We start from the raw sequence: 12171 nt of genomic DNA on the forward strand, positions 1-12171 counted from the left end.
CAATTGCGCGAGCGAGCGAATGAATGAATGAATGAATGAATGAATGAATGTTTAGTCACATCTACTTTGACTATGTCATCTGCGCCTCTTCATTCCCTTTATTAAATTGGTATAATTACCCCGTACACTACACCGTTTAGAGGTTAAACATAGACGAAGAACGCCATCGCTTTTACAGCCTGAAAATGGTAAACTAAGTCTTGCAGTTACATAAAGCGGACAGGCGGTTGGCACTCCCTTACCATGAGAAAGGGGGTGTTTATATATGGTAACTTACGATGCAATGAATATGCTTTTTCAATTTGGTATATTCCTCGCCACAGCAATAACAGCTGTGGCTGCAATCATCGCAATTGCCACCAACAAAAAAAAGTAACCGCCCTCTCCCTGCCAGGATTGTAGGTGATTACTCTTTGAGCTAAACATCTTTTACTTACTTGGCTAGCCGCTCTTTCTCGCGGCATGTACTGCACCGACCGAGTGTTATCGCACTTGGTCATTTTTTATTATATCCTCATTATACCACATTTAGACGAAAAAAATGCATGAAAAATAGTTCGATGTTCTTTCATGGCTATGCAACCTGCGTTACTAAGTGCTTACAAAGAGAAACTTAGAGAACCATACTACGAATTCACTAAACCCTGCGACCGCGAAATAACTCATTGACAAAGTACTAGTGCAAGTCTTCCCCCACATTCATAAACACGAGCGGGAAGCCTGGTTTATTGCTGCAAGCTTTGTGTCCAGTGATGTGCTTCTAATGAATATTTGCTCAATTCCGTTTGCGTGATGCCCATTTCCGCAGTTAGCCGCTTGATACGTTTCCAGTCAAAGCACTCAACCGCTTTAGTAAGTTGAAGATACGGGGTCATTTCTGTCTGCTCCCCTTTTACTGTGCGCATGACTTCGTCTGACAATGGGATGAATTGCGATACGGAATCCCAGTCCCGCTTCATGATGATGTCAATCAGTGAAAACATGCCGGCAAGGAAGTATTCCTCAGAATTGCTTTTCTTATCATGCATCGCTAACAGTTCACACATCTTCGCCCGTGTCAGTGAATAATCGGCCAGCGCTTTTGTACGGCCATTCCCTGAACCGTCCCCGATCTCTCGTAGGGCCAGAACTTGTATCCATCTTTTTGTTTCACGCAGACCAATGATAACGATGGCTTGTTTGATAGAACTAATTTTTTTCGGAACGTTAAATGCAAGGGTGTTAATCAGCCTTAGCAGTTTATAGGTCAAAGAGATGTCATGCATAATGAGTTCCGCGATTTCGTCGATATCCGGTGTTTCTGTATGGAGCCGCTCAATAATTTGAAAATGAAGGCTGACGTTTGTTGGGATTTCGATTCCTTTGACAATTTCCGGTTTGGAGAAGAAATAACCTTGAAATAAGGTGTACCCTGATGCTTTTGCGTCCTCAAACTCTTCTTCTGTTTCAACTTTTTCGGCAAGCAACACGATAGATGGATACTTTTTAATGAACTTTTCGATTTCTAATCGCTCGGCCGGCGTCGTATCCAAGTAATCGACCTTTATGTAATCGATAAGTTGGAATAAGTCACTATGTACACTATATTGTTCTTGAAGGATAAAATCATCTAGTGCCAACTTGAAACCTGTTTCTTTCAATGATCGCATTTTAGTTAGCAGCGAAGGGGTAATTTCGACGTTTTCCAAAATTTCAATGACAACCTGGTCAGGGTCGAGGCTTGAAAAAATATCTTGTGCAAGCAATTCGCCTGTAAAATTGATGAATGACAAGTTGTTTCCCGCGACTTTCTCGATTCCAATTGTGAGGAAAGTGTTAACGATTAACCCGATCGTCGCAAGTTCGGGATCTACGTTCGGAAAGTAGTTTTTATCGCTGTTTCTGTATAGCAGTTCATATCCATAAATATCTCCATTTCGGTCTAATATTGGCTGTCTGCCAACAAATATATTCATGTCGTTCATAATACTCACCCCGTTACTAGTAGTATAGCAAAAAAAGACTAGTTTACCAGTATAACTACAAAATAATACAATTAATTAGAATAGCAACACTCCCTTAAAAATGGTATGTTCTAGTTAGTAATATGTTTACTTAAGGAGGATTTTAATAATGGAAGCAATTCGTTATGAACAAAAGGGGAATCTTGCTTTTGTGACGCTTGATCGTCCAGGAGCGATGAATGCATTTAACTATGATATGTTGGTCGAACTTGGACAGATTACCGAATCAATTCGCATCAATCCAGATATCCGCGTCGTTATTTTCACTGGATCAGGTGATCGTGCATTCAGCGTGGGGGCTGATCTAAAAGAGCGTAAAACACTTACAGAGCTACAAGTGAAGCGGAATGTATATAAAATTGGAGAGGTATTCTCCGCAATTGAGAATTTGCCACAACCAACGATCGCGATGATGAACGGTTTCGCTTTCGGAGGTGGCATGGAACTGGCACTTGCTTGCGACTTCCGGATTGCAGCCGACACTGCACTGATGGGGTTGACGGAAACGGGACTTGCAATTATTCCGGGAGCGGGCGGAACGCAGCGGCTTCCCCGTTTAATCGGCGAAGCAAAAGCGCTTGAACTTATTTTGACTGCACGTAAAATGTCAGCAGCTGAAGCGCTTGGCTATGGTGTACTGACAAAAACTGCTGCGCCTGAAGATCTGATCCGCGAAACAGCCGATTTTGCGGATTCCATCCTTGCAAACGGCCCGATTGCCTTACAGCAAGCGAAATTTGCTATTAAACACGGCATGAACGTAGATTTGCAGACGGGACTTGCGATTGAGCGAAAAGCATATGAGTTTACAATTCCGACAGAGGATCGTATTGAAGCGTTGAATGCATTTTCTGAGAAGCGGAAGCCTGTGTTTACGGGGAAATAAGTTAGTCAAAAGGTAAAAAAGACATTTTTTCTACTCGCGTCGATTTCTAGACTTGAAAGTGTACCGAGTCGCTTCAGTCCTTAAGTTAAAGTCAAAGAGCGCCTTTATCTTAGGGCCCTCCAGCGATTTTTGGGTCTACATAGGCGCTTGCGCTTTGCTTATTGTCTAGCTCCAGCGCCTAGACCCTCGAGTCGCTTCAGTCCTTAAGTTAAAGGCAAAGAACGCCTTTATCTTAAGGTCCTCCAGCGATTTTCGGGTCTACATAGGCGCTTGCGCTTTTCTTATATCCACGGGGTCGTATATTTTTCTATGCGGCCTTTTTGTTTTGCGACTTCCCATGATTCAATCAGTTCCTCGAGATGCTGCTTTACCATCTCCAATTTATCTGGCTCTTTATTGAGACGGACTTCCACCAGGCATTGGTTGAGATACGCGTAAAATGACGATAGGCGTTTCCCCTCTGTCGGCTGTGTATTGGTTGCTGCCATTAATTCAAAGAGTAAGTGCTGCGTCTTTGATATATATTCGTATAGTTCTTCTATATCCTCAGTTCGAACTGCTGTTTCGACAATAGCTACATAATGCAGGCATTCATTCAACAACAACAGGACGTATTCGATTGTGGAGAGCGTCGCATAATTCGTTTGCTGATAGCGCTCTGCCGCTTTTTTTACATCCACTGTCTTCACTCCATCTATCTTTTCCTTATTATCGGTAATAAATGTTCATTTATAAGGCAATTTGCCGATATAGAGAGGGAGTAGTTGGAATTAAAAGTAGCTAGGAGTGAGAGAATGCGAATAAACAGTCAGGAACAGATCGCTTTTTCGACGAACCGAGCAAATCGCAATGCCACTGAAATTGAGAAAAGTCTTCAAAAGCTTTCCTCGGGGTTAAAAATTGCAAAAGGCAGCGATAATGCTTCGGGGGTTTCTATTTCGGAAACGATGCGTGCACAAGTTAGAGGGCTTTCACAAGCGCAAAGCAATATGCAAGATGGCTTGTCCGTCCTTGAGTCTGTCAATGGTGGGCTGAATAATGTTAACGACTTATTGCAACGCGCGCGTGAACTCGCAGTCATGAATGCCAATGGTACATTGACGGATAATGACCGCGTGACTAGTGAGAAAGAGCTAGTCCAATTACTGGGAGCTATCGATGATACAGCAGGGAAAATGGAATTCAATACAAAGAAAATCCTTGGTGAGAATACGACGCTTACCCTCCAAGTCGGCGCAAATCCCTACCAGCAAATCAACATCAATCTGGTGGACATGAGTACGAAAGCGTTGGGACTTGATGATGCTACATTGGTGACTCGTGAAGATGCCGAAGCACTGATCACGAAAATTGATGGAGCTATGCGAAAAGTGACAGGCCACCTGACAGCTATCGGCTCTGATATGGAAGCAATTGAGCATCACTTGCGCAACGGAATTGTGTTCGAAAACAATTTAACAAAATCCCTTTCCCTTTTTGAAGATACAGATATGGCAAAGGAAATGATGAATTTCATTTCTGGCGATATTCGTCAAAAAGGCGACCACCTCTTGGTCAACCACGTCAATCAGAATGTGCAGGGCGTACTAAGCTTATTTTCAAAATAAAACGGACACCATCAGTGAATGATGGTGTCCGTTTTTTTAACTATGTGCTCTTCTTTTGGTCACGATTAGACCCACTATCACAACTAACTTCATTAAGTTTAAGGACTATCTCCTTGATTTATGAATAGCGGTTAATCCCAAACATTTGATAATAGTGATGGTGTTCATAATTTGAATTTATTAACTTGTTCATTCAATCGTGTTGCCAGGGATGCGAGTTCATCCGCTCCAAGAGCTATTTCTTCCATTGAGCTACTGGACTGTTGTGTCGAAGCGGCGGTTTGCTCAACTCCAGCAGCTGATTCCTCTGCTACGGCTGCCACTTCTTCAATAGATTTATTCATTTCCACACTATAATCTGTCAAAACCCTCAGATTCCGAGAAATATTTTGTACTTTTCCAACCATCTCTATCACTGATTCATTAATGGCACCAAATGTTTGCCCAGTTACTTTAATATGTTTAGTTCCATTTTCTACTTCATCATAGCTAGACTGCAATGAATTTACTGCATCATCTGAACCGAGCAAAATACGATCCACAATATTCGTAATCCCCCCAACTGAATCAGATACTTGTTCAGCCAACTTTTTCACTTCTGCCGCAACCACGGCAAATCCTTTACCTTGTTCACCTGCCCTTGCTGCTTCAATTGCCGCATTTAAAGCTAATAGATTAGTTTGATCTGCAATTTCTTGGATTACTTGAATAAGCTTAGAAATCTCTTTCGTATGGCTATTTAATCCCTTTACGTTTTCCACCGCAATAGTTACTTTCTGATGGATACTCTCCATTTGCGTGACTGATTGGTCCATTAAGACACGGCCTTCCCCGGTCATAATTAATACTGAATCAGATGTTTTTTCAATCTCATCTCCAAATTTATTGGATACTTCAATTTTCACATTAAAATCTTCCATCATTTCGATAAGAGCTGTGGCGCTCATGGCTTGAGATTCAGCACCTGATGATAGTTCCTGCATCGTCGTCGCAATCTGTTCTCCACCCTGTCTTACCTCATTTGCAGATTGAGTAAATTCCTCGCTTTGAGTAGTAATCGTTTCAGAGGCATTGGATACATTTTGAATCATTTCCTTTAGCCCCTTTTGCATTTGATTCATCGCATGACCGAGTTGGCCAATTTCGTCTTTTGATTTTATTGGTAATGGTTCGAGAGTTAGGTTACCATTTGCAAGATGGTTCATTTGTCCAGACACCATATTGAGCGGTCTAGAAATGTTATTCGCAAAAAGCCAAATAATGAAGACTCCCAAAAACAAGGAAACTCCTATAACCAATAAAACTAAATTCAACGTTTCTTTAGCTGGCTGATTAAAGTCCATCATGTAGGTACTGCCACTTACAACCCATCCCCAATGTGGATCTACCTTCGAATATGTTACCTTTGGTTCAATTTGATTTTTTGTATTCGGTAATGGCCACTCATAAAAAGTAAAACCTCCACCATTATTTCCGATGTCAATTATTTTTTGAACAAATTTCACACCATTAGAATCTACGGAATTCCATGTATCAGTACCTTCCATACTCGGATGTGCTATATCAATTCCCTTTTGATTTAACACAAAAATATACCCGTTTTTGCCCAATTCAAGGTTTGGATTGAGGGGTCTGGTTCCATCGGTATTTTTTTCACCTAAAATGGAGACTTTCACATTTTCTTGCGCTTCTTCTAAGGACAGGTCCCCTTTTTCAACTTCTTTATTAAGTGCCTCTATTAACAAAATGGTCATTTCTACACTATTTTTTAAATTTGTTGCTCCCAAATCATCTAAACCAGTTTTACTTTTCTGATATGCAAACGTACCTGTAATGATTAAGGGAATAGATAGTAGTAAGAAAGAAATAGTAATCAGTTTCATTTTAATTGTTGATGAAAAGAAATTAAATAATTTCAATAAGGACACCTTCTCTATATAGTTTTCATTAAAAAAGCACACTTCTACGGCAAGTGACTCAATTTACATTTACTTTTTCAAAATAGAATAAATCCCATTACCCGATGTAAATACCAGAAATTCACAAAATTAAAACCCTCTTTTTCAGCCATTTACAGCAAAACTCCTCCATCTAGAATTACTTTTTAACATTCATATCTTAGTTGTGCACCTCACTTTTATCGGCAATAAGTTCTATAACGTTAACATTCAAAAAAATAAATTGTTCATTCTGCTCGAACTTAGTAATGAGCAACTCTGATCCTCGATTTTAAAGCTAGATTGCAGTTCAATAAAATCAGGATTCTAGACCCCTTTCTATCTATTAAAATAGTAGCTCTCTTAATTTCATAGGATGCTGAAATTAAGGGATTAAGTATAAGCTGAGCTATCGTTTTCGGGAAAGTGTTCGACAGTCAAATGGCTAAAGACTCAGATATTTGGCACCTGAAATCTAGAAGCAATATCACTAACTTACAATTATTCATATTACAAAGTATTATAATTTCTGTAGCATAAGAAAAGCGCAAGCGCCTTGGTAGACCAGAAAGGCATAAGTCGATAAATGAAGGCAGTCTAAGTTCGCGACGTCCTAGTCGCAACGACTGCATGCCTGCATCCTGCAGGCACGACGTGGCGGTCTTTGCCACATAGCTGGATTGCTTATGACCTGAGGGGCTAGGCGCTGGAGCTAGACAGTAAGAAAAGCGCAAACGCCTTGGTAGAGGCGACAGGCATAAGACGGACCGGCGAAGCGGCGATCTTTGCCGTGTAGCTGGATTGCTTATGACCCGAGACTCTAGGCGCTGGAGCTAGACACTGCTCCAGATTCAAAATCTTATACTTTCTTACCTTTTCAAAAAAGACGACCTCACATTCAAATATCGAATGTGAAGTCGTCTCTTCCTTGTATATTCTTAAGGACCATGAATCCTATCGCAGTCATCCTTAAAAATTGCTAGGCTTTTAGAAGTTATTCAGTTTGTTTAGGCATAGCAGGGTTCATAGCCGGACAGCGTGGACTTTTTGAAACAAATGCTGCCGCTTTTGTCACGATCGATATAATATTCGTCGCACCTTGGCGATCTGCCACATGTGCAGCCCTCACATAAGGTCCGTATTCCTCGTTTGCAATGTAGCGCGGCGGCAATTCGTTAAGCGCAATCGCCATAATATCATTCATGCATCGATCACACTGACAAGTGAGTTGCATTTTGTCTTTGTATTGCACCAATACGTCGCGGACGACTTCTTCCATTACATTATATAAAGCCATTTATTCACGCTCCAGTAGTTGATGGACTGTTTCGTTATGCCCTTTTATCCACCATTTCCCATTAATCATATCATTTCTCCAATGGTTTATCCCCTGCTAAATGACCTAATGAATCCTTTATACACTTCAATCCGTTTAAATTCGACTAAGTCTAAGTACATAGTGATAGGATTCAGGTATGTTGATTATTCAGTCTCCCATCAAAAAACTGACAGATAATTCGGGGGACCGATCATATATCATGCCAGACCAATCATATAACTCGGCGAACCGACCGTATCTCCCACTAGACCGACTATATAATTCCAACTACCGCTCCTATCCTTTCCTCGACCAATCATATAACTTCGATGACCAATCATAAGTCTCTCCTGCTATACCCAGCCTACTCTTGAAATACAAAACAGCCATCCCTAGTTTCCCGAATGGCTATCTGTATAAGTTGAAGTATTGGATCCAGTGTATAGGCTGAATGAAGGCACCTAAACAGGGGTAGCCACAGCAAAAATTCATACTAAATAAGCCGAATTCCTGTACGCTAAGGAATCGACTTATTTGTTGGGCTTATTACATTGTAGTCCTCGTAAATTTAATAGTAAGATCCGGTATTTCTTAGGTTTAAGTAACTTAAATGCTTTTTTTCTTAAATTAAATGTCTATATATATGTTGAACAAATGAATACGGCATACGCGCTTTACAGGGGGTTTTGGGAGAACACTGAAAACGACGCTTGGAATAAGTTGGAATTCCCGCCCATACCGCTTCGACGCTTTGTGGATGCCTCCCGCGATAAGCCGGAATGGAGAGCACTTTCAGTCTTATCGCTCCGGCTACCACGAAGTCGCGCCTTCGCTGGATGGTCTATCTGAGAAAGCGCATTTCATTAGCTGTGATGAAATCTGCAACCTAGAGTGCGTCTTTCTTGAATATAATTAGTATCAACTAGTAATCACCTTATAATCTCGGCATATACATCTTAAATTCAAATTTCTCTCGATAATGAACACCCTAGCGCAGGCGCGGCAAAGGGGTCGCCGAAGCCGTAAGACTGGATGCGAAGCGCTAATCCAGGCTTACGGCGTAAGGCATCCCCAAAGCGCCAAGCGTTCTACAATCCACACCCCGGATTACAACTCTCTCATTATTGAGCGCCACAGCAGATTCAATGGGATTCTTTAATTCAACATATATACTTCATTATCCTTGTTTTTGAGCAATGAAAATATATAATGCTTCATTCGCAACTTTGTTAGAAGGAAATATTTTTTCTTTGATATTGAATCCTGCATTTAGTAATTCTTGTTCCATTACTGATGAATGTACTCTCGGACTATTAGATGCTTCTTTTTGTTCAAATTCTACACATAATAAGTATCCATTCTCTATAAGTACTCTGTTTATTTGTTTCAACGTATTGGATAATGGATTAACTTCATGTAATGCTAAAGACGCTAAGGCAATATCAATTGTGTTATCTTCCAGTGGAATATTATCAAAACTGCCTTCTACCGTTTTAATATTACCTAGTTTTTCTTCTTTGGATTTCGAATCCAAATAATTAAGTATATCCACATCTAAATCTAATGCATAAACAATACCGTCAATTTGTTTGGCTGCAGGAAGTGCCAAATAACCTGTTCCTGCACCTAAGTCTAAGATATTGTTAGATCTCTTTATTGGTAGCAATTTTAACAAGTCTTCTGCTGGAAAATTATCTTTTCTATCCGCATTTTCTAGTATATTGATCTTTCTTGTTAATTTGTCACTATTATTTTGAGCCATATCTACATATTCCCCTTTTTATTATTTATTTTTTCTAGCGACTAACTTTAGAAAAACGAAAATGTATTTATACTTCACACATAGTTTTATCTAAATGGTTATTGGAGACACTTAATATCCCTAATTGAGATTCTAATTGAAATATACCTTCCTGTAAAGTTTTATTACCTGAATCCATTTCATATGTCTGAGCTTTTTTGGCTCTCAGTTTTAAACGACAAGAAAAAAAGCTCCCCAAAAAATCCTATCTGGGGAAGAACTTTTTCAGGTACGAATTCAAGTGTCCTATCGCAGCGGGGGCGAAAAGTCCATACATCCTTCAATCGCAGTTTGCTTCTATATAAATTGAATTAAGAATGCCATTGAATCGCTACGGCGCTTTGTGGATGCCTCCCGCAATAAGCCGGAAAGAAGACCACTTTCAGTCTTATCGCTCCGGCTACCACGAAGTCGCGCCTGCGCTGGATGGTCTATGTGAGAAAGCGCATTCCATTAGCAGTGATGAAATCTGCAACCTGGAGTTCGCCTTTCTTGAATATAAGTAGTATCAACTAGTGATCACCTTATAATCTTGGCATCTACATCTCAAAATTATATTTCTCTCGATAATGAACAACCTAGCGCAGGCGCGGCAAAGGGGTCGCCGAAGCCGTGAGACTGGATGCGAAGCGCTAATCCAGGCTTACGGCGAAAGGCATCCCCAAAGCGCCCAGCGTTCTACAGTCCACACCCCGAATTACAACTCTCTCATTATTGAGCGCCACAGCGGATTCAATGGGCTTCTTTAATTCAACATATCTAGCTATTCTTTTGAATTGGAATCTGCTTCTATACGAATTTCGTAAAACGTCTTGACCAATCCGCTTTCCTTTTCAGAATCGATTTCCGCTAGTCTTCTCTTCCCAAACCGCTTATCGAATACGCTGATCGCTCTGACAAATGGATGCTCATGCTCAACTGCTTCTTCAAACGGCATATGAACATATTCGAATAAAAGTTCTTTTACAGCCCATGCCGGGAAAATTTCGTCAGCAATCAGTTCGGTTTCAGTATCCGCGTATGCACGATGATAGGCTTTATAGTCTTCAGATTCTTCCCATTCCTGCCAGTGGAGATGCCACGGGAACGAATTCAATTGCCGCTCGTCCCGCAAATCGTCACTGCGTCGATTCAGTTCCATCGCGTAGGGAATATCCGATGCCCAGCCAATCTCTTTACCGTCGAATGTCACACGAAAACTGCTTGTCTGGTCATGACTTTTCCGATGGACGATTGCCTGATAATGCACCCGACCTTTCAGTGATTCACACAGCAAATCTTCCGCCATCTGCTTCAGCTTCGACCACCTCATGAAAGCCGGGACTCCCATTCCTCGCGAAGAACACCCATCCGAATCGAATCATAGTAAGTCCCGTTCCAATAACGCACTTTCCGCAACCGCGCTTCCATCGTCATGCCCAGTTTCTCGCCGACTTTAATCATACGTTCATTACCTGACCACGTCGTATAGCCGACACGAACCAACGACATTTCATTGAATAAATGATCAATCCACATCGTGAACGCTTTCGTTCCGTAGCCGCCGCTCCAATACTGTGGTTCATAAATGACAATCCCCATCTCCAGCCAAAGGGACGGCTTATGTTCCCAGTAATAACTAACCATGCCGATTAATTGGCCATCCACTTCGATGCCCCAATAATCATCTTGTGCAACGATATTATCGCGTCTTTCCAGAAACGTTTCATAGGTCATTGTCTGATGTTCATAATAAGGTGCATCCCACTTTTTCCATTCAGGGTTTTCATCTTTAAAACTCAGTTCCCACATTCGTTGTAAATCTTGTTCTTGGATTGGACGTATTGTTACGCCCTCATTTATATAACTCAATCATTTTCCTCCAATTTGATTATATAGTTCAACTTCAATCAGTGATGGTTTTCCACTGATTGTTAGTTGAACTTATCGGGCATTTACGGGCAGTTGCCACTCAACCGAAATTCCTTGTCATACCTACTGTCTTAATGTGAGGGGCTTACTGCGCGTTAATGCGGGGCAGATATTTCACAAACCAGCCTGTTATCTCATCGAGCCTTGCAATACGCAAGTTCGGTGTACCCGTACGCGATAAATTCCGTTTCTTTCCCCATGCTTTTTAATGTAATGTACAGCTGCTCTGAAACGATTCGAATTGTGTGAGTGCCTGTGCGCTTGGAAATTTCACTCTAATAACAAATCCTCAGACTGAATCTCCATTTTAGCCACCATACGCATGGCCTCCATTACTTCTTGAACTCGTTCTAACGTAGCCCCATAATATTCGTTTCGTTCATCTCTCGATACTTGGGAAGCAGATACGCCTAAGCGATCAGCAAGTTCTTGCTGGCTTAGACCTACGTAAATCCGATAAGCAATTAATGATTTTCCCAAGTTGTGAAGATTGATGATGGGTTCAAATTCGCCTCTCCGAATTCGTTCATAATAAACGACTTCCTCCTTCAATTGCTCATGGAAGGTAATGGAAGGTTGCAACGCCTTTTCCACTTGTTCTTCCGTTAATCCCATGTCTTCTAACACTTTTTTTTGGTCTCGAATAAATAACTTGTCCTCTTGAAGTTTTTCAAGCGATTTTTTATAGGCTGTTTCTGTTTTAATCAT

Annotated in this window: 12 protein-coding genes; 3 read left to right on the top strand and 9 right to left on the bottom strand. The window is 41.0% G+C overall.

All coding sequences use genetic code 11. The features are described 5' to 3' along the window. Positions 1-265 precede the first annotated feature (265 nt). Entirely contained in the window at positions 266-376 is a 111-nt protein-coding gene (locus MKZ11_RS23380) for a putative holin-like toxin (RefSeq protein WP_340796737.1), read from the top strand. Positions 377-725: 349 nt separating this feature from the next. On the opposite strand, the gene MKZ11_RS23385 is transcribed toward MKZ11_RS23380, so the two are convergent. After that, the gene (locus tag MKZ11_RS23385) at positions 726-1964 is read right to left on the bottom strand and encodes an EAL and HDOD domain-containing protein (RefSeq protein WP_340796738.1); all 1239 of its coding nucleotides are present in this window, start codon (positions 1962-1964) and stop codon (positions 726-728) included. Positions 1965-2112: 148 nt separating this feature from the next. Here MKZ11_RS23385 and MKZ11_RS23390 point away from each other — a divergent pair, with 148 nt between their 5' ends. Continuing rightward, positions 2113-2889, top strand: a complete 777-nt coding sequence (locus tag MKZ11_RS23390; RefSeq protein ID WP_340796741.1) for an enoyl-CoA hydratase-related protein — start codon at positions 2113-2115, stop codon at positions 2887-2889. 281 nt (positions 2890-3170) lie between these two features. Here MKZ11_RS23390 and MKZ11_RS23395 read toward each other — a convergent pair whose 3' ends face one another. After that, on the bottom strand, positions 3171-3569 hold the full coding sequence (locus tag MKZ11_RS23395) for a flagellar export chaperone FliS (RefSeq protein ID WP_340796742.1): 399 nt from the start codon (positions 3567-3569) through the stop codon (positions 3171-3173). Between the two features lie 114 nt (positions 3570-3683). Between MKZ11_RS23395 and MKZ11_RS23400 the strand changes: the two genes are divergently transcribed. After that, positions 3684-4496 (top strand): flagellin N-terminal helical domain-containing protein, encoded by an 813-nt coding sequence (locus MKZ11_RS23400; protein ID WP_340796743.1) that lies wholly within the window; start codon positions 3684-3686, stop codon positions 4494-4496. Positions 4497-4660: 164 nt separating this feature from the next. Here the strand turns inward: MKZ11_RS23400 and MKZ11_RS23405 are convergent, their stop codons facing one another. The 7 genes from MKZ11_RS23405 to MKZ11_RS23435 form a co-directional block, all read right to left on the bottom strand. After that, positions 4661-6424 carry a methyl-accepting chemotaxis protein gene (locus tag MKZ11_RS23405; protein ID WP_340796744.1) on the bottom strand — a complete coding sequence of 588 codons (1764 nt, stop codon included), beginning with the start codon at positions 6422-6424 and terminating at the stop codon, positions 4661-4663. 1003 nt (positions 6425-7427) lie between these two features. After that, on the bottom strand, positions 7428-7730 hold the full coding sequence (locus MKZ11_RS23410; RefSeq protein ID WP_340796745.1) for a late competence development ComFB family protein: 303 nt from the start codon (positions 7728-7730) through the stop codon (positions 7428-7430). Between the two features lie 239 nt (positions 7731-7969). Beyond that, a complete protein-coding gene (locus MKZ11_RS23415) occupies positions 7970-8092 on the bottom strand; it encodes a hypothetical protein (RefSeq protein ID WP_340796746.1) in 123 nt (40 codons plus the stop codon). 836 nt (positions 8093-8928) lie between these two features. Continuing rightward, positions 8929-9513, bottom strand: coding sequence for a class I SAM-dependent methyltransferase (locus MKZ11_RS23420; protein ID WP_340796747.1), 585 nt, complete (start codon positions 9511-9513; stop codon positions 8929-8931). Positions 9514-10315: 802 nt separating this feature from the next. After that, positions 10316-10864 carry an SF0329 family protein gene (locus MKZ11_RS23425; RefSeq protein ID WP_340796748.1) on the bottom strand — a complete coding sequence of 183 codons (549 nt, stop codon included), beginning with the start codon at positions 10862-10864 and terminating at the stop codon, positions 10316-10318. After that, the gene (locus MKZ11_RS23430) at positions 10861-11403 is read right to left on the bottom strand and encodes a GNAT family N-acetyltransferase (RefSeq protein ID WP_340796749.1); all 543 of its coding nucleotides are present in this window, start codon (positions 11401-11403) and stop codon (positions 10861-10863) included. The genes MKZ11_RS23425 and MKZ11_RS23430 overlap by 4 nt, the downstream gene beginning before the upstream one ends. Positions 11404-11733: 330 nt before the next feature. Next, entirely contained in the window at positions 11734-12171 is a 438-nt protein-coding gene (locus MKZ11_RS23435; RefSeq protein ID WP_340796750.1) for a helix-turn-helix domain-containing protein, read from the bottom strand.

Origin of the sequence: Sporosarcina sp. FSL K6-1508, from assembly GCF_038007465.1 — a bacterium.
GTDB lineage: Bacteria > Bacillota > Bacilli > Bacillales_A > Planococcaceae > Sporosarcina > Sporosarcina psychrophila_B.